Origin of the sequence: Brachybacterium sp. AOP25-B2-12, assembly GCF_052378625.1 — a bacterium.
Taxonomy (GTDB): domain Bacteria; phylum Actinomycetota; class Actinomycetes; order Actinomycetales; family Dermabacteraceae; genus Brachybacterium.
Window position 1 is genome coordinate 1 of the sequence record NZ_JBQSXW010000010.1, and the last position, 17129, is coordinate 17129.

The 17129-nt window shown below is 71.4% G+C and carries 15 protein-coding genes; 5 read left to right on the forward strand and 10 right to left on the reverse strand.

From position 1 onward, the window contains the following. Positions 1-44: 44 nt before the first annotated feature. The 3 genes from ACT3TZ_RS08775 to ACT3TZ_RS08785 form a co-directional block, all read right to left on the reverse strand. On the reverse strand, positions 45-1694 hold the full coding sequence (locus ACT3TZ_RS08775) for a sugar ABC transporter substrate-binding protein (protein ID WP_444583027.1): 1650 nt from the start codon (positions 1692-1694) through the stop codon (positions 45-47). Positions 1695-1746: 52 nt separating this feature from the next. Further along, the gene (locus ACT3TZ_RS08780) at positions 1747-2607 is read right to left on the reverse strand and encodes a carbohydrate ABC transporter permease (RefSeq protein WP_444583136.1); all 861 of its coding nucleotides are present in this window, start codon (positions 2605-2607) and stop codon (positions 1747-1749) included. Between the two features lie 125 nt (positions 2608-2732). After that, positions 2733-3761, reverse strand: a complete 1029-nt coding sequence (locus tag ACT3TZ_RS08785) for an ABC transporter permease (RefSeq protein WP_444583028.1) — start codon at positions 3759-3761, stop codon at positions 2733-2735. 198 nt (positions 3762-3959) lie between these two features. Here ACT3TZ_RS08785 and ACT3TZ_RS08790 point away from each other — a divergent pair, with 198 nt between their 5' ends. Beyond that, a complete protein-coding gene (locus ACT3TZ_RS08790) occupies positions 3960-5132 on the forward strand; it encodes a Gfo/Idh/MocA family protein (protein WP_444583029.1) in 1173 nt (390 codons plus the stop codon). Positions 5133-5175: 43 nt separating this feature from the next. After that, complete coding sequence (locus tag ACT3TZ_RS08795) at positions 5176-6207, forward strand: LacI family DNA-binding transcriptional regulator (protein WP_444583030.1); 1032 nt, start codon at positions 5176-5178, stop codon at positions 6205-6207. 70 nt (positions 6208-6277) lie between these two features. On the opposite strand, the gene ACT3TZ_RS08800 is transcribed toward ACT3TZ_RS08795, so the two are convergent. Beyond that, a complete protein-coding gene (locus ACT3TZ_RS08800; RefSeq protein ID WP_444583031.1) occupies positions 6278-7012 on the reverse strand; it encodes an ABC transporter permease in 735 nt (244 codons plus the stop codon). Positions 7013-7015: 3 nt separating this feature from the next. After that, positions 7016-7969: an ABC transporter ATP-binding protein gene (locus ACT3TZ_RS08805; protein WP_444583032.1), complete on the reverse strand. Its 954-nt coding sequence runs from the start codon at positions 7967-7969 to the stop codon at positions 7016-7018. Positions 7970-8147: 178 nt separating this feature from the next. Between ACT3TZ_RS08805 and ACT3TZ_RS08810 the strand changes: the two genes are divergently transcribed. Beyond that, positions 8148-9446 (forward strand): alpha/beta fold hydrolase, encoded by a 1299-nt coding sequence (locus ACT3TZ_RS08810; RefSeq protein ID WP_444583033.1) that lies wholly within the window; start codon positions 8148-8150, stop codon positions 9444-9446. A 12-nt stretch (positions 9447-9458) separates the two neighbouring features. Here ACT3TZ_RS08810 and ACT3TZ_RS08815 read toward each other — a convergent pair whose 3' ends face one another. Both ACT3TZ_RS08815 and ACT3TZ_RS08820 read right to left on the reverse strand, forming a co-directional pair. After that, positions 9459-10343: a response regulator gene (locus tag ACT3TZ_RS08815; protein ID WP_444583034.1), complete on the reverse strand. Its 885-nt coding sequence runs from the start codon at positions 10341-10343 to the stop codon at positions 9459-9461. Positions 10344-10372: 29 nt separating this feature from the next. Beyond that, a complete protein-coding gene (locus ACT3TZ_RS08820) occupies positions 10373-11653 on the reverse strand; it encodes a sensor histidine kinase (RefSeq protein WP_444583035.1) in 1281 nt (426 codons plus the stop codon). Between the two features lie 66 nt (positions 11654-11719). Between ACT3TZ_RS08820 and ACT3TZ_RS08825 the strand changes: the two genes are divergently transcribed. Together ACT3TZ_RS08825 and ACT3TZ_RS08830 are read left to right on the forward strand one after the other, a co-directional pair. Then, positions 11720-12481, forward strand: a complete 762-nt coding sequence (locus ACT3TZ_RS08825) for a GAP family protein (RefSeq protein ID WP_444583036.1) — start codon at positions 11720-11722, stop codon at positions 12479-12481. A gap of 394 nt (positions 12482-12875) precedes the next feature. After that, a complete protein-coding gene (locus ACT3TZ_RS08830) occupies positions 12876-13850 on the forward strand; it encodes an aldo/keto reductase (RefSeq protein ID WP_444583037.1) in 975 nt (324 codons plus the stop codon). Between the two features lie 119 nt (positions 13851-13969). Here ACT3TZ_RS08830 and ACT3TZ_RS08835 read toward each other — a convergent pair whose 3' ends face one another. The 3 genes from ACT3TZ_RS08835 to ACT3TZ_RS08845 all read right to left on the reverse strand — a co-directional run bounded on the left by ACT3TZ_RS08835 (position 13970) and on the right by ACT3TZ_RS08845 (position 17118). Further along, positions 13970-15109, reverse strand: a complete 1140-nt coding sequence (locus ACT3TZ_RS08835; protein WP_444583038.1) for an SPFH domain-containing protein — start codon at positions 15107-15109, stop codon at positions 13970-13972. 163 nt (positions 15110-15272) lie between these two features. After that, on the reverse strand, positions 15273-15845 hold the full coding sequence (locus ACT3TZ_RS08840; RefSeq protein ID WP_444583039.1) for a glutathione peroxidase: 573 nt from the start codon (positions 15843-15845) through the stop codon (positions 15273-15275). Positions 15846-16170: 325 nt separating this feature from the next. Next, the gene (locus ACT3TZ_RS08845) at positions 16171-17118 is read right to left on the reverse strand and encodes a PfkB family carbohydrate kinase (RefSeq protein ID WP_444583040.1); all 948 of its coding nucleotides are present in this window, start codon (positions 17116-17118) and stop codon (positions 16171-16173) included. Positions 17119-17129 lie beyond the last annotated feature (11 nt).

Below are 17129 nucleotides of genomic sequence, written 5' to 3' on the forward strand. Positions count from 1 at the left end.
CGGGGGGGCGGGGCCCCCCCGCGTCTCGGTCCCGGTCGCCCGGTTCAGACGGTCGTGCTGGGCGTCACCGGGACGTCGTCGGGAAGGACCGCCGCGTACTCCTCGAGGATCTTGTCGCCGCCCTTGTCGGCCCAGGTCTTCAGGGCGGCACGGAAGTCGTCGATGGTCTTGCGTCCCTGGATCACGTCGTCGCGCACGTCGTTGAGGCGTTCGGACAGCTCCGCCCCCTTGTCGGACTGCGTGTCGGAGTACAGGCCCTTGGTGGGCCGCTCCATCGAGATCTCGAGCAGCTTCTTCTCCTGCTCATAGACGTACTTCGAGTCGTCGGGCACCGATCCGTACAGCACGCTCTCGCCAGAGGCCATGATGTTCAGGGCGCTGAGCAGACCCGGGACGTTCTGCTGTCCCGACTCGGTGAGCACGTAGTTGCCGTCGGTGATGGTGTAGTCCTCGCCCTGCTGGCCCCAGGACCGCTGCACGTACTCGGTGGTCCCGAAGGGCGCGGAGAGCCAGTTGATGAGATCCAGCAGCTCGCGGATCTTCCCCTCGTCATCCGTCTTCTTCAGCGGCGTGAATCCGACGGTCCCGTAGCCCATGTTGTAGACGGGACGCCGACCGGGCACCGCCGCGAAGGGCACCAGGATCTGGGCGAGCAGATCAGGGTTCTGGGCGCGATAGGTGGAGGCGCTGGCGGGGCCCACCTGGACCAGTGCCGCGAGCGTGCCGTTGGCGAACAGCTGCTGGCTCTCGGTGAGGTTCAGGTCCGGGTAGAACGCACCGGCCTTGAAGACCTTCTGGGCGTATTCGAGCGCCTCGAGGTACTCGTCGGTCTGGAACGATGCCGTCAGGGTCCGATCGGCGTTGACGCGGTACTGGTTGGGCGCGCCGAACCACTGGCTGAACATGTGCATCGCGTTGGCCAGGGCCGGCTCCAGGGCCCACACCTCGCCGGGCACGGACAGCTCCGTGCACTTGTCCAGGAACTCCTGGGCGGAGGAGGACTGGAACCCGCCCACCTTGTCCCACACCGAGGGGTTGCCCAGGTAGACCTGGCCGAACGGTGTGGAGGGGATCGGAGCTCCCCAGATCCTGCCGTTGACCACGGCGGTCTTCCAGGAGTTGGGCTTGAGCGCGGCGAGGTTCTTGTACTCCAGCACCTTGTCGCCGGAGAGATGGTCGGTGAGGTCGGTGAACTGTGACTCGAGCATCGGACCGATGTTGGGCAGGCCCTGGTTCGGCGGCACCCACATGAGGTCGGCCAGGTCGCCCGAGGCGAGCATCGTCGCGAACTTCTCCGGGTACCCGCCTCCGGCCTCGACCGCGATGGTGAGGTTGAGGTCTCCGCCCAGCGCCGTGTTCAGCCGCTGCCAGAACGGGTTCTTGTCCATCGGCGGCGGAGGGGTCGTGAACGTCTCGGTGAGGGCGGAGATGCTGCCCGAGGTGATGGGTTTGGCGTCGGTCGTGGTCACGAGCTCGGCGGGAGCCGCGAGGTACACGTCGTTCAGGCCGCGCTCGTCCCCCGGGAGGTCCGGGGCCAGGCCCTCGATGGCCTTGTAGGTGGGGAGGGTGACATCCGCCGACTTCGCGGCGCCGCCGCTGCTGGAGCCGCCTCCGCCGCAGGCGGCTGCGGAGACGGCCACGGCGGCGGCGCCTCCGGCGGCAAGAGCGGTGCGTCGACTGATCTGGGTGCGCATGGTGTGGACCTTCCGGTGGTGGGGTGGGGCAGGCGAAGGGTGACGAACGGGTTCAGCCCTTGATGGCGCCGGTGATGACGCCCTTGGAGAAGTACTTCTGGAGGAACGGGTAGACCAGGAGGATCGGCACGAGCGCCACGACGACGACGGCCATCTTGATCGACTGCGGCGGTGGGGCCTGCTGCACGCCGAGCTGATCGGCCGACAGCGAGCTGCCCTGGACCACGTAGCTGCGCAGGATCAGCTGGATGGGCCAGAGGTTCTGGTCGTTGATGTAGAGCAGGGCGTTGAAGAAGCTGTTCCAGAAGCCCACCGCGTAGAACAGGCCGATCACCGCGATCACGGCCTTGGACAGCGGCAGCACGATGGAGAACAGGATGCGGAAGTCGCTGGCGCCGTCGATGCGCGCGGCCTCGAGCAGCTCGCTCGGGATCCCCATGAAGAACGACCGCATGACGATGAAGTTGAAGCCCGCGAACAGTCCCGGCAGGATCAGCGCCCACACGGTGTTCAGCAGGTGCAGCTCCTTGATCATGAGGTACAGCGGGATCAGCCCCGGGGAGAAGAACAGGGTCAGGATGATCGCCATGAGCATGGGTCGTCCCAGCAGCACGGGGCGGCTCAGCGCGTAGGCCATGCAGATGGTCACGAACAGGGCCATCAGGGTGCCCACCACCGTGACGAAGGCGCTGACCCCGAGGGCCCGGAAGATGAGCGGGCTCGTGAACAGCGTCTCGTAGGCGCGCAGGGTGGGGTCGGTCGGGAACAGGACGTAGCCTCCCGCGGCGCGCAGCTGCTCGTCCGAGGCGAACGAGGTCGAGACGACGACCAGCAGCGGGAGGAGCACCGACAGGGCGACGGCGCCGATGAGCACGCTCTTGAGCGCCATGAACGTCGGGGAGGGCTTCTCCATCCACGCCGCGCGCTCGCTGGTGCCGAAAGCGCGTGCCCAGATCCGCTCGTGGAGAGATCGGCCCCGACCCGCCGAGGTGCGGGGAGCGGCGGCGCCGGTCGCGATCGGGCTGGGGGTCGTCCGGGTCATGAGGCGCTCCTTCGGTAGATGCCGTCCTCGCCGAGCATGTGCGCCACCTTGTTGGCGACGAGGATGAGGATGGTGCCCACGACGCCCTTGGCCAGCCCTGCTGCGGCACCCATCGACCAGTCCCCGCCGATCACACCGGAGTAGTAGGCGTAGGTGTCCAGGACCTCAGCGGTGTCGGCGCCGACGGTGTCGCGCTGGAGGATGAACTGCTCGAAGCCGACGGTGAGGATCGAACCGAGGTTCAGGATCAGCAACAGCACGATCACAGGTCGCATGCCCGGCAGGGTGATGTGCCAGATCCGTCGGAAGCGCCCGGCGCCGTCCGCGGCGGCGGACTCGTAGAGGGAGCCGTCGATGCTGGCCAGCGCCGCGAGGAAGATGATCATGCCCCAGCCCGCGTCCTTCCACACGTTCTCGAAGGCCACGAGCAGCGGGAACGTCGACGGGTTGGACATGAACGGGATGGCGTCCATGCCGTTGCGCAGGAGCAGCTGGTTGATCAGGCCGGCGCCGCCGAGGATCTGCTGGAACAGTGCGATCACGAGCACCCACGACAGGAAGTGGGGGAGGTAGATGATCGACTGGAAGGCCTTGCGCAGACGCGGCGACATCATCGAGTCGACGACGAGCGCCAGGATGATCGGGACCGGGAAGAACAGCACGAGCTGCACCACGGCGAGCACGAGGGTGTTGCGCAGGGCGAGCCCGAAGCGGTCGTCGTCGGCGAGGTCGAGGAAGTTCTGGAAGCCGACGAACGGCGCCTCGGTGATCTTGAGATAGGGCTGGTAGTCCTGGAACGCGATGACGTTGCCCAGGATCGGGACGTAGAAGAACAGCAGCAGGCACAGGGCGCCCGGGACCATGAGGACGAGCATCTGCCAGTCCTTGCGCAACCGGGCGCCGATGCTCGTGCGCGGTCGAGGTGGTGGGAGCGTGCGCTCCTGCGCGGAATGCGCTGCCGGGGATGTCGCGACCGGGGCATGCCCGGCGGATATCGCGCCCGATGGCTGAGGGGCCTGGGTCATCGGTGGTCCTCCGCTCTCTCGCGTGGGGATGTGGCGACCCGTGTCCGAATGTGAGCTGCTTGACACGGTGGTGCCGAGAGTAAATGCTTTTGCTCTCGCTGTACATCACGCGACGCAACCGCGTCACCGAATCGTGATCTGCCGGCCCACGGGTCGCGGATCGGTCCTTTCGGACACCACCACAGGAAGGCGGCACCCGTGTCGGACCTCAGGATCGGCATCATCGGCTACGGAGCACGAGGGGCGATGTCCCGTCACGCTCACCGTCCCGGCGGGGGATCGGTGGTCACCGTCGTGGCCGATCCGAGCCCCCGGGGCCGCAAGGATGCCCAGGAGAGGTACGGCGACGACGTCGCCTATGTCGACGACGTCGAGACGCTGCTGGCGGAGCACGAGGTCGACGCCGTCATGATCCTGGCACCCGACTTCGCGCATGCGAAGATCGCCACGGCCACCCTGTCCCGCGGGATCCCCACCTTCACCGAGAAGCCGATGGCCATCACCCTCGAGGACGCCGATGCCATGCTGGGGCTGGCCCGTGAGCACCGCGCCAAGCTCTACGTCGGCCACAACATGCGCCACATGCCGGTGGTCCGTCAGCTCAAGGCCATCGTCGACTCCGGGCGGATCGGCCGCGTGCGGGCCGTGTGGTGCCGCCACTTCGTGGGCACCGGCGGCGACTTCTACTTCAAGGACTGGCACGCCGAGCGGGCCAAGGCGACGAGCCTGCTGCTGCAGAAGGGCGCGCACGACATCGACGTCATCCACTGGCTGTCGGGTGGGTACACCCGTCGCGTCTCCGGGATCGGGAAGCTGGCCGTGTACGGCGACATCACCGACCGCCGCGACAACTCCGACCGCCGCATGTGGGACTGGTACGACGCCGAGGTGTTCCCGCCCACCGCTCAGAAGGAGCTCAACCCCGTCATCGACGTCGAGGACATCTCGATGCTGCACATGACCCTGGACAACGGTGTGCTCGCCTCCTACGAGCAGTGCCACTTCACGCCCGACTACTGGCGCAACTACACGGTCATCGGCGATGCCGGGCGGATCGAGAACATGGGCGACGGCGGCGGCGACCAGATCCACATCTGGGAGTCCCGCAGCAGTGGCCCAGGGCACCCCGACGCGGTGGAGGTCATCTCGCGCGGAGACGGCGGGCACGGCGGGGCCGACCCGAACCTCGTCCAGGAGTTCTTGAGGTTCGTCCGCGACGGCGGTGCCACCGACGTCTCGGCGATCGCCGCTCGCGAGGCCGTCGCCACAGGGACCCGCGGGGCCGAGTCGATCCGCCAGGGCGGGATTCCGCTGGATGTGCCCCCGGTGCCTCAGGACGTGCGAGAGTACTTCGACAACGGACAGGCATGACGGCACCTTCACCGGTACGCCGCCGGTGGACGGAGGACGCACCATGACCAGCGCACGCGGGCGCGCCGCCAAGGCGGTGACGCTCGCCCAGGTCGCGGCCGTGGCCGGGGTCTCCCCGGCCACGGCCTCCTTCGTGCTGTCCGGACGGGACGGACGGGCATCGGCCGGCTCCGACGCGACCAAGCGGAAGGTCCGCGAGGCCGCCGAGCACCTGGGATACGTCCCCAATCGCTACGCGAGAGCCATGCGCACGGGACGGTCGGATGCGGTGGTGCTGGCGCTCGGGACGATCGGTGACCCGTGGGGGGTCTCGCTGACGCGCGCGGTGCGTGGCCGTGCGTCACCGCGCGGCCTGTCCACGGTGGTCCTCGCCGACGAGAGCTGGTACGAGTTCCTCACCGGCTACGCATCGGACTGCGCCTTCGTCACCGGGGCGGATCTCGACCCGGAGGGCCAGGCCAAGATCGCCCGGCTCGCGAGGTCTGGGATCGGCGTCGTCGCCTTCGGGAGCGATCTCGAGCCGGACGGATTCGACGTCGTCACGTCCTCCTCGTTGCAGGCGGCCCGCGACGCCTACGACCTCCTCGCGTCCCGGCACGAGAATGTCGCGTACCTGGCCACGAGCGCTCCCGACGTCGCCGAGGGCGTGCGGACGGTCACCCGCAGCCAGGCCCTCGTCCGCCACGCCCAGGACCGGGGCCGCGCCGACACCCTGACCGTGCAGATCGCGGAGCAGGGCCACGGCCGGTCCATCGAGAGCTGCCTGGCCTGGCTGGCATCGCCGGAGCGGCCGGAGGCCGTCGTGTGCGCCACCGGCTACCTCGCGATCGCGATGCAGGTCGCGGCGGTGCGTCTGGGCATCTCGATTCCCGACGATCTCGAACTGGTCTCCATCGGAGACGTGCCGGGGGACGCCCAGTTCTTCGAGCCCGTCAGCTACTACGGGGTCGACCGGGTGTTCGACCGGATCGCCGGGATCGTCGTGGACCGGGCGATCACGCCGCTGGACGGTGACGGCGTGCGCCACGTCCTGGACTGGCGGTACTTCGCGGGCGCGACCACGCGCGACGACTGAGCGGATCGCCGGCGCGCCCCGTGGCGCCGCCCCGCCCCGGTGGGGACGAGGCGGCGCGGAGACGGGTGGGTCAGCCCACCTCGCGGCGCGACCAGCGGATCACACCGAACACGAACGGCACCACGATCAGCAGCACCATGCAGGCCGCGTCCAGCGCGTCGAGATCGCCCGTGGCCAGGTGCGACGTGGCAGTGTTCAGGTCGATCAGGGAGAACACGTCGGCCGCCCAGTCGGGCGCGAACGCCGTGACGAACGGTGAGACCAGCGAGACGACGAACGGCAGGGCCAGTGCCGCCACGAGGCCCAGCGCCGTGCTCTGGACGAGGGCGGCGATCGCGATGCCGAAGGCGAGGGCGCCCGCCGAGGAGGCGAGGAGCGCGAGGACGTCGTCCCCCGCACTCGCGTAGCTCGCGCCGTGGTCGCTGATCGCCCCGCCGATGGCCGTCGCGGCCCAGGCGGCGAGGATGCCGAGTCCGACCACGACGGCGGCGACGACCACGACGGCGATGATCTTGGAGACCAGCACCGCGCCGCGCGAGGGTCGCTGGAGGAACGTCGTCTGGATCGAGGCGTTGGACCAGTCCGAGGCGATGAACAGCACCGCGAGGATCGGCATCATGATCCACAGCGCGAACGTCACGGCGACCGCAGGCCCCGAGAAGGTCACGGCGTCGTCGGGGAGGATCGCGGGCTGGATCAGCCCGATCAGCCCCGCGAGGCCGGCGGTGACCACGACGGTGACGATGACGGCGGCGAGGCCCCCGCGGGTGTCGAGGAACTGGCGGATGTCGAGGATGGGTCGCATGGTTCAGGCCTCCACGGGAACGGGTCGGTCGGCGGACGAGGTCGTGGTCGGCGTCGTGCCGGTGGACCCCGATGTGAGGGAGAAGAAGACCTCCTCGAGGCCGTTGTCCTCGATCGATCCGAGGGATGTCAGGACGAGGCGCTCGTCGAGCGCGAGCCGACCCACGGCCTCTGGTTCGAGCGGCACGTCGATCAGGCCGTTCTCGTGGGTGGTGTGGTCGCTGCCCAGGCGGTCCAGGGCCGCGATGAGCCGCTGCGGCTCGGTGACGCCCACGCGGGTCCCTGACGCGCCGAGCACCTCGTCGAGGGTGCCCTGGGAGACGAGGCCGCCCCGGGCGATGACGACCAGGCGGTCGACCGTGGCCTGCACCTCCGCCAGCTGGTGGCTGGACAGGAGCACGGTGCCCCCGGCCGCGGCGAAGCCCCGCAGCAGCTGGCGCATCCAGCGGATCCCCTCGGGGTCCAGGCCGTTGGCCGGCTCGTCGAGGATCAGGGTCGAGGGCTCGCCGATCAGGGCGACGCCGATCCCGAGCCGCTGGCGCATGCCGTAGGAGTACCCGCCCACGCGCTTCCTGGCGGCGCCCTGCAGGCCCACCTGCTCGAGCACGGCGTCGGCGCGGGAGGCGGCGACGCCGGCGTTGACGGCGGCGAGGCGCAGGGTCTCGAGGCCGGTGCGGCCGGAGTGCAGCGAGCGGGCGTCCAGCATGATCCCGACGGTGCGCCCGGGGCGCGCGAGGTCGGTGTAGGAGCGTCCGCCGATGAGGGCGGTGCCGCTGTCGGCCTGCGCGAGGCCCGTGAGGATCCGCAGGCTGGTGGACTTGCCGGCGCCGTTGGGGCCGAGGAACCCGGTGACGGTTCCCGGCTCACAGGTGAAGGTGAGGTGGTCCACGGCCGTGTGGTGGCCGTAGCGCTTGGTCAGGGATTCGAAGGTGATGCCCGCAGCATCGCTCGTGGTCATGGCATCCACTCTGGGCGATGGAGGGGGCCTCGCGAATCCGCCCGGAGTCCGGCACACGGGGCGACTTTGGTCGGCGGCGGGTCGACGTGGCCCCTCCCTGGGGCAGGGTCACGGGCATCCCGGCCCCGCCGTGAGGCGACCTCACCCCGATGTGCGCCACCTCCCTAGACTGCCGTCCATGGCCTCGACCTCGTGGACCCTGCCCGGACTGCTGCTGCGCGACCTCACCGTCGACGTGCCTCTCGACCATGAGGCGCCCACCGCGGACGGCGGCCCGCGGCTGAGCGTCTTCGCCCGCGTGGCCACCGCGCCCGGCGGCGAGGACCGCCCCTATCTGGTCTACCTCCAGGGCGGTCCGGGTTCGGAGGCTCCGCGCCCGGCCGCCGTCCCGGCGAACCCCTCGTGGCTGGAGCGTGCCCTGCGGGACTTCCAGGTGGTCATGCTCGACCAGCGCGGCACCGGGGGCTCGGCACCGATCGGCCTGGACGTCCCGTTGTCCGCCGGCGCGATCCACGGCGCCGGGACGTTGCGGGAGGCCACTGACACCCAGCGCGCCGCGTACCTCACCCACTTCCGGGCCGACGCGATCGTCGAGGACGCCGAGGCGGTGCGCCGCGCGCTGGGGGTGGAGACCTGGTCGCTGCTGGGGCAGTCCTTCGGCGGCTTCTGCACGCTGCGCTACCTGAGTGCGCACGCGGGCTCGGTGGCATCGGCGCTGTTCACGGGCGGCCTGCCCGCGATCGGGGTGGAGCTCGACGAGGTCTACCGCACCACCTGGGAGGGCATGATCCGGCGCAGCGAGCAGTTCTACGCGCGCTTCGACGGGGACCGCGAGAAGGTGCGACGCCTCGTGGACCTTGCAGACGCCGGTCGCCTGGTGCTGCCCGACGGCAGCGTGGTCTCCCGCGACCGTGTGCGCACCCTGGGGCACCTCCTGGGCGCCGCGGGCGGCCCCGAGCGCCTGCACTACCTCCTGGATCTCGACCCGACCAGCCCGGCGTTCGTCCATGACCTCGCGGCCTCGCTGCCCTTCGGGGGGCGCAACCCGCTGTACGCCGTGATCCACGAGTCCTGCTGGGCCGATGGCGGTGCGACGCGGTGGGCCGCCGACCGCACCATGCCCGAGCAGGTGTGCGAGGACCCGACCCTCCTCGCCGGCGAGCACGTGCACCGGAGCCTGTTCGACGAGGATCCCGACCTGGCGCCGTGGAAGGGCGCCGCGGATCTGCTCGCCGAGCACGAATGGCCCCGCCTGTACGACGAGGAGGCCCTGCGGAGCGCCGATGTGCGCGCCGCGGCCGCCGTCTACTTCGACGACGCCTACGTCCCGCGGGAGCTCTCCCTCGCGACGGCGGCGCTGCTGCCGCAGATCACCTGCTGGGTGACCAGCGAGTACGAGCACAACGGCCTGCGGGCCAGCGGCGACGGCGTGCTCGACCACCTCCTGGGGATCGTGTCGGGGGCGCGCATCGCCTGAGCTCCGTGCCCGTCAGCCCTGGCGGTGCCTCTGCCACCACAGGGCGGCCTGCAGGCGCGACCCGACCTGGAGCTTGGCGAGGACGTGTGTGATGTGCGACTTCACCGTCGTGGTCTCGACCACGAGCGCCCGGGCGATCTGCTGGTTGGACAGCCCCTCGGCGAGGAGCCGGAGCACCTCCTCCTCGCGGCGCGTGAGCTGCGGGGGCGGGCCGACCTGCCCCGGGGCGGCGACCGGCCCCGGGTCGGCGACCGGCCCCGGGGTGACGGGGGCGGGTCGTCCCGGGCCGGCCGATGCTGAGCCAGTGCCAGTGCCAGTGCCAGTGCCAGTGCCAGTGCCAGTGCCAGTGCCAGCGCGCGTGCGCGTGCCGGTGCCGCGGTCCGCGTCTACCTGGGTGCCGTTGCCTGCCTCCGCCGGGACATCCGCCCGGTGCCGGCCGCGGAACAGCTCGCTGACCACGGCGCGAGTCGCCTCCTGGGAGAGCACGGCGTCCCCGTCGGCCACGCGGCGCACGGCCTCGACGAAACGCATCGGGTCCTCGGACTTCACGAGGTAGCCGTCGGCGCCGGCGGCGAGGGCTCCCAGCACGTAGGCGTCGAGGTCGAAGGCGGAGGCCACGAGCACGCGCGCGCCGAGCTGACGCAGCGCGGGCGTGATGTCGATACCGGTCGCGCCGGGCATGCGGACGTCGGTGAGCACCACGTCGGGCCGCAGCGACCGTGCCGCCGAGAGCGCCGCGGGACCGTCGCCCGCCTCGCCCACCACATCGATGTCCGCGGCCGTGCGCAGCACCGCCACCAGGCCCGACCGCACCGCCGGATGGTCGTCGGCCACCAGCACCCGGATCCGGGGGCGGTCCTCCCGTCCCCGGACGTGCCCGTCATCGTGGTCGCGCATCCGATCGCTCCTCCCGGTGCGGCCCTCGGTCACGTCCGCCCTCCCGGGATCGGGCCCGCGCCGAACCTCGGCAAGCGGGCGCGCAGCGTCCAGGTCCCGCGATCCGCCGGATCGGGGCCGGCGCCGGCCCAGCCCCCCACGGCCCGGGCCTGGTGGGCGATCGTCGCCAGGCCCAGCCCGGTGCCCTCCTCGTGCGGGGGACGTCGGTCCGCAGGGACGGGGTTGGTGCCGGTCAGCTCCACGATGTCCTCTCCGACGGTGATCGCCAGCTCGCGGGGTCCGGTGCCATGGCGCATGGCGTTGGTGACGGCCTCCGCCGTGATCCGCAGCAGCACGGCGCGCACCGCGGGGTCCACGCGGGTCGGGTCGTCGACGGCGGGATCCACGCGCAGCGCGGACGTGTCGGTGCGGGTCGGGGACGGTGCGTCTGCGGGCACTGCGGGCACTGCGGGCTCGGCGGGCGCAGGAGCCAGCCGAGCCCGCAGCTCGTCCCAGCCGATCGTCGGCGCCGGGGCGGTGACTCCGTCGGCGTCGTCCTCCACCAGCACGTCGATGAGGGCGCGCAGGTCCGTGAGCGCCGCCCGCGCCGCATCGCGCGTCGTGGTCAGCGCCGTGCTCCGGGCCGGTCCATCGGGCAGGTCCTGGGCGAGGCCGGCGTGCAGCGAGACGGCGCTGAGGTGCCCGGCCACCAGATCGTGCAGGTCCTGGGCGATCCGTCGGCGCTCCCCGTCGACGGCCCGGGCCGAGCGTTCCTGCGCCAGACGGTGCTCCGCGGCGGCGAGCGCCTCCGCGGTGCGCCGGGCCTCGCGGTGATGCCGCACCTCCCAGCCCCACATGAGCGGTGTCGCGACGACGACCGTCACGATCAGCAGACCCACGATCAGCGCGCCGGGCACGGGCCACGCGGCCACGAGCACGATGAGCAGGACGCCGCAGGCCGCTCCTGCGACGGTCGCGATCCGGGCCAGGCGACGGGAGCCGTGGACCACCGGGGTGAACAGCGCCTCGAACAGGAGCGCGAAGGCCATCACGTGCCCGTCCAGGATCACCACGGTCAGGGCGAGGGGCCCGGTGAGCGCGAGGGTGACCACCGGCCGCGTGCGCCGCAGGGTGACGCCCGCGCAGGCGATCAGCAGGATGGCCAGGGGCAGCCAGCGACCGAGCGCGGGGCTCGCGTCCCCCACCCCCGAGGTGCCCACCGGGACCACCGTGAGCACCACCGCCAGCGCGCCGTACACGCCGGCCAGCGCCAGGTCCCGCGCGGGCAGGCCTGCCCGGGGGGAGGGCGCGGGAGGCGCGGGGACGGTCATGGGTCGAGGCTATCGGCGGGCAGGCTCCCGCACAGGGGTGCACGGAGGGTTCGGCACCTTCGGACGATGACCCGTGACGGGCGCTCGGGGAGCCTGGTGGGCATGGACCCCGACATGACCCTGGCGGCGCTGCCGATCCTCGCGCTCATCGACTCCACGAGCGTGGGCACGCTCGTCATCCCGCTCATGCTGCTGGTGACCGGCCGCGACGGGGCCCGCCGGGTCGCCGGGCGCACCGTGGTCTACCTGCTGATCATCGGAGCGTTCTACCTCATGCTCGGGACGGCGCTGCTCGCGGGGCTGCTGCCGCTGTACCGGGCGCTGCAGGGACTCCTGGACTCCCCGGCGACCCTGGTGGTGCTCGCGCTCGTCGGTGCCGGGCTGGTCGTGTGGTCCTACTACGCCGACCCCAAGGCGGTGCGCAGGCGCGGCGGGGATCCCGAGGCCTCGGGACGACGCTGGATGGAGCGTGTGCACCGGGCGCTGGGGTCATGGAGGCTGCTGGTGGGGCTGGCGCTGATCGCCGGGGTCATCGAGGCGGCGTCGATGATCCCCTATCTCGCGGCGATGGGCGTGATCGCCCACGCGGGGCTCTCGTTCCCAATGGGCGTGCTGGTGCTCATCGGCTACTGCGCCGTCATGATCCTGCCCGGTCTGGTGCTCGCGGGAGCTCGCGCCCTCGCGGGTGCGCGGATGGATCGCGTGCTGGACCGCCTGCAGGCCTGGGGCACCAGGAACGCGGCGAGCGCCGTCGCCTGGGGGATCGGGATCATCGGCGTGGTGCTGCTCATCAACACGGTCCCCCAGGTGCTGTCGACCCTCGCGTGAGGGACGGCGGGAGGGCGTCGTACCCGGGTGGGCCGAGCGCCGCGGGCGGTCCGGGAGGAGCGCCACGGGCAGATGCCCTCGCGGCAAAGAAGTGCGCGCCGCCGATCGGATACGTTCGCCCCATGTCCGATCGGCGGCGCGCTGAGTCGCGACTGCTGGCGGGATTCCACCGCGTCAGCGACGACCAGGGCGCCGGGAGGGTGATCGCGCCGTGGACCGAGATCCGCGGCCGGCCTCTCCGGGCTGGCTCGATCAGATTAGACGACCCTCACCCAGTTGCGCAAGCCCAGTCTTGCGTAAAGTTCCTTATTCGCATCTGTGCAGGTCAGCAGGAATGCAGGGAGAGTTGGGACGATCCTCGGCCTGCGACGGCGCGCGGTCGTAGGGTCGAGCCATGAACTCTGCGAACGCATCGAACGCATCGACCCCAGCCGTCTCTGCTCCCGCCGCCTCCGCCGGCGTCGCGCGTCGCCGCATCGGCGGCTTCGAGGTCGCCCCGATCGGGCTGGGCGCCATGCCCTCCTCGCTCGGCAAGGACCCCCTTCCGCCGCACGACCAGGCGATCGCCACCATCCACGCGGCGCTCGACGCCGGGATCACCCTCATCGACACCGCCGACATCTACGCCCCCGCCTGGGACGCCATGGGGCACAACGAGAGGATCGTCGCCGAGGGCCTGCGCACCTGGTCCGGCGACACCGACGGCGTGGTCGTCGCCTCCAAGGGCGGGATCACCCGGGGCGAGGGGGAGACCTGGGGCCGCGACGGCTCGCCGACGTACCTGCGCGCCGCCGTCGAGCGCTCGCTCGAGAATCTCGGGACCGACGCGATCGACCTCTACTACTGGCACCGTCCCGACCGTTCGCTGCGCTACGCGGACGTCATCGAGACCCTCGCCCGCCTGCAGGCAGACGGCCTCATCCGCGAGATCGGCATCTCCAACGCGAACGTCGAGGAGATCGACGTGGCGATCGAGGTCCTGGGCGAAGGCGGCCTCGCGGCCGTCCAGAACCAGTTCTCGCCCACCTTCCACCACACCAGCCGCGCCGAGCTCGACCGCTGCGCAGCCGCCGACGTGGCGTTCGTGCCCTGGTCGCCCCTCGGAGGGATCTCCGGGCATGCCGGCACCGCGCGTCGTTTCCCCGCGATCGCCCGGATCGCCGAGGACCGCGGCATCAGCCCGCAGCAGGTGGTCCTCGCCTGGGAGCTCGGCCTCTCGGACCGCGTCATCCCGATCCCCGGTGCCTCGCGACCGGCCTCGATCGCGGACTCCGCCTCCGCGATGACGCTGACGCTCACCGACGCCGAGCAGCAGGCGCTCCGCTCGATCTTCGGGGAGACCGACGCCGACGGGGTCGCCTTCGACTGACCGCCTGCCCGCACGGACAGCAGGAGGGGCCGGACGCTCTCGCGTCCGGCCCCTCCTGCTGTCGGGTCACGGCCCCGGGGATCGGCTCCCCTCGGGGCGCCGTGCTCCGGATGCGGTGATCAGCCCTCGGGGTTGAACCCCGGGCGTGCCCACGGCGGGATCTGGTCCTGGGCCTGCTGGGCGGCCTCGCGGGTCTGGCGCTGGGCGCGCTCGGCGTTGCTGCGGGCATCGATCTCGGCGCGGCGCCGGTCCTGCTCGGACTTGCGCTGGGCCTCCTGCCTCCGGCGGAGGTCGCCCGCCGTGCGCTCGGCGGCGTCGGCGTTCTTGTCGGCCTCGTGCGCGGCCTGACCCTGCAGGATCGCATTGCGGATCTCGTCGCCCATCGCCCCGACCGTGCCCGGGTTCGAGGGCAGGTACAGGACGTTGGAGCGGCCGTTGCGGGCGATGTCCTGCATCGTGTCGAAGTACTGCGTCATGAGCAGCAGCTGCTCGGCGGAGTTCTCGATGCCCACCTTGCGCAGCATCTCGTACTGCTCGGCGATGCCCATGGCGATCGCCTTGCGCTGGGCGGCGACGCCCTCACCCTGGAGGCGCTTGGACTCGGCCTCGGCCTCGGCCTGGGTGACGCGCTTGATCTTGTCGGCCTCGGCGAGCGACTGGGCGGCCACGCGGTCACGCTGCGCGGCGTTGATCGAGTTCATCGAATCGCGGACGCGCCCATCGGGCGAGATGTCCGTGACCAGGGTGTTGACGATGTTGAAGCCGAACTCCTGCATGCGCTGGGACAGCGTCTCCTCGACGTTGCGGGCGATGTCGTCCTTGGACTCGAAGGCCTGGTCGAGGTTCAGCCCGGACAGCGCCGAACGCACCGTGTCGAACACGTACGAGCGGATCTGCGCCTCGGGGTTGGACAGCCGGTAGTAGGCGTCGACGACCTGCTGCTCCTTGATGACGTACTGCACCGCGACCGGCACGGTCACGAACACGTTGTCCTTGGTCTTGGACTCGATGTTCACCTCGAGCTGCTGGATCCGCAGCGAGATGGGACGCGTGGTGGTGTCGATGAACGGCATCTTCATGTTCAGGCCCGGGGTCGCGACCCGCTGGAACTTGCCGAAGCGCTCGACGATGATGTTCTCCTGCGTGTGCACCGTGAACAGGATGCTGGTGCGCAGGCCGCCGAAGAGCAGCGCGAACAAGATGATGAGAACGACGATGACGATGGCGACGATGACGATCGCGGCGACGGCACCTTCCATGGAGAACCCCCTGGGGTGATCGGGCGCCCGTCGATGGGCGCGGCACTCGTGTGATCCACGCTACCAAGCATCGCTGGTGGCGCGCTGGACGCCTCGGCCCGCCGATGAGGGGGGGGACGAGGCATCGGGCGAGACGCCACGACGGGCGGACATCGCCGGTGGTTCAGGGGATCGCGGGCCCGTTCTCGAGCGCCTGCTCGATGCGTCGCGCGATCCGCAGCGGCGGAATCGGCGGGGCGTAGCGGCGGATCACCTGGCCGTCGGGGCCGACGAGGAACTTGGTGAAGTTCCAGGCGATGCGGCCGCCGACGATCCCGCCCTTCTCGCCGCGCAGCCAGCGGAACACGGGGTGCGCGGCGGGGCCGTTGACGTCGACCTTGGAGAACATCGGGAAGGTGACGTCGTACGAGGTGCGGCACAGCTCCTCGATCTCGGCGTCGGTGCCCGGCTCCTGGTGGAGGAACTGGTCGCACGGGAAGGCGAGCACCGTGAAGCCGCGGTCCCCGTACAGCAGCTGGAGCTGCTGGAGGTCCTCGTACTGGCGGCGGAAGGCGCAGCGGCTCGCGGTGTTGACCACGAGCGTGACGGTGCCGCGGTATGCGGCGAGGTCCTGGTCGACCCCGGTGATCGTACGGGCGGAGAAGTCGTACAGGCTGGTGGGGGCGCTGGGCGAGGCGCTCTGCGGCGGGACGGGGCCCGCGAAGGGCCGGGGCGGTGCGGGAGCGGTGTCTTCCATCGTGGTCACCTCCAGGGGCATCGGCGAGATCATGCGGGTCGGCGGGCGTCAGCGGGTTCGGGGCGGTGCGCCGGGCGCGACGCTGCCAAGAGATGCGGAGTCCGACGGGGGTCGGCCTCCGGGGCGGCGTCGGTGCGGTCCGTGGCGACCGTCGCGGTGCCTCGATGGCGCGCGGGAGACCCTCAGCTGTACCGGTCAGTACATGATACAGATCACGCCGCTGGGCGCACCAGGCCATTGGTCCCGATGTCCGAACCGCGCAGGATCCACACACCTGATGGCGCGGGGGCCGGTATCGCGCGAGCCGCCGATGCGGTCGTCCGCGTCAGGGTGCGTGCGCCGTGGCCGGTGCGTCCGTCGCGGCGAGCAGGGCATCGACCTCCGCGCGGCTCGGGCTGGTCGCGGGCCCGGGTCGCGTCACGGCGATCCCCGCCGCGGCGTTCGCGCGGCGCGCGGCCTCGGGCCACGCCGTCCCGAGGGTGCGCTCGGCCAGGAGCACGCCCGTGTGGGCGTCGCCCGCGCCGTTGGTGTCCACCGGCACCTGCGGGAACCCGGGCACCTCGTGCACCGTCCCCGCCTCGAGCACCAGGCATCCGCGGGCGCCGTCGCGGACGACGACCACGGCGTCCTCCCGCGGCAGGCGGTCGCGGATCGCGGCGGCGCACGCGGCGAGGTCGTCCAGCCCGGTGAGCTCACGGGCCTCCTCGGCGTTGGAGGTCCAGACGGTGGTGCGGGCGAGCACGATGTCCCGCAGCTCGGCGGGGAAGCGCGCGAAGGGGGCGCCGGGGTCCAGGACCAGCCCGACCCCGGGGTCCAGGGTCCCGAGGAAGGTCAGGAGCGGATCCCGGGTGGGCGGGTACAGCGAGTACCCCGAGAAGCAGACGAGGTCCCCGTGACGCGGATCGAGGCGCGCCAGCGAGGCCGCGCTCACGCGGCGCTCGGCGCCGTAGACGGTGATGAAGGTGCGTTCGGCGGAGGGCTCGAGGAGCACGATGCACTCGCCGGTGTCCTCGTCGGGTACGGGACGGTCCGAGAGGGTGACGTCCTCGGCGGTCAGCGCCGCCCGGATGAGATCGCCGTGCGGCCCCGTCCCGTGCGCTCCGCCATGGACGGCCCTCGCACCTGCACGGGCCGCCGCCAGCAGGGTGTTGACCGCCCCGCCCGCGTACAGGACGGCGCGGGAGGCATTCGTGTTGTCACCGGGGGCCGGCAGCGCGGGGACCTCGATGACGTGGTCCACGAGCGCCTGCGCGGTGTGGAGCACGCGGGGCATGAGCGCAGTCT

Bases quoted from the DNA above. Each gene is read 5' to 3' on its own strand.
- ACT3TZ_RS08785 (WP_444583028.1), bottom strand. From the start codon at position 3,761: ATGACCCAGGCCCCTCAGCCATCGGGCGCGATATCCGCCGGGCATGCC.
- ACT3TZ_RS08780 (WP_444583136.1), bottom strand. From the start codon at position 2,607: ATGGAGAAGCCCTCCCCGACGTTCATGGCGCTCAAGAGCGTGCTCATC.
- ACT3TZ_RS08800 (WP_444583031.1), bottom strand. From the start codon at position 7,012: ATGCGACCCATCCTCGACATCCGCCAGTTCCTCGACACCCGCGGGGGC.
- ACT3TZ_RS08845 (WP_444583040.1), bottom strand. From the start codon at position 17,118: ATGCCCCGCGTGCTCCACACCGCGCAGGCGCTCGTGGACCACGTCATC.
- ACT3TZ_RS08820 (WP_444583035.1), bottom strand. From the start codon at position 11,653: ATGACCGTCCCCGCGCCTCCCGCGCCCTCCCCCCGGGCAGGCCTGCCC.
- ACT3TZ_RS08840 (WP_444583039.1), bottom strand. From the start codon at position 15,845: ATGGAAGACACCGCTCCCGCACCGCCCCGGCCCTTCGCGGGCCCCGTC.
- ACT3TZ_RS08805 (WP_444583032.1), bottom strand. From the start codon at position 7,969: ATGACCACGAGCGATGCTGCGGGCATCACCTTCGAATCCCTGACCAAG.
- ACT3TZ_RS08815 (WP_444583034.1), bottom strand. From the start codon at position 10,343: ATGCGCGACCACGATGACGGGCACGTCCGGGGACGGGAGGACCGCCCC.
- ACT3TZ_RS08835 (WP_444583038.1), bottom strand. From the start codon at position 15,109: ATGGAAGGTGCCGTCGCCGCGATCGTCATCGTCGCCATCGTCATCGTC.
- ACT3TZ_RS08810 (WP_444583033.1), top strand. From the start codon at position 8,148: ATGGCCTCGACCTCGTGGACCCTGCCCGGACTGCTGCTGCGCGACCTC.
- ACT3TZ_RS08830 (WP_444583037.1), top strand. From the start codon at position 12,876: ATGAACTCTGCGAACGCATCGAACGCATCGACCCCAGCCGTCTCTGCT.
- ACT3TZ_RS08775 (WP_444583027.1), bottom strand. From the start codon at position 1,694: ATGCGCACCCAGATCAGTCGACGCACCGCTCTTGCCGCCGGAGGCGCC.
- ACT3TZ_RS08825 (WP_444583036.1), top strand. From the start codon at position 11,720: ATGACCCGTGACGGGCGCTCGGGGAGCCTGGTGGGCATGGACCCCGAC.
- ACT3TZ_RS08795 (WP_444583030.1), top strand. From the start codon at position 5,176: ATGACCAGCGCACGCGGGCGCGCCGCCAAGGCGGTGACGCTCGCCCAG.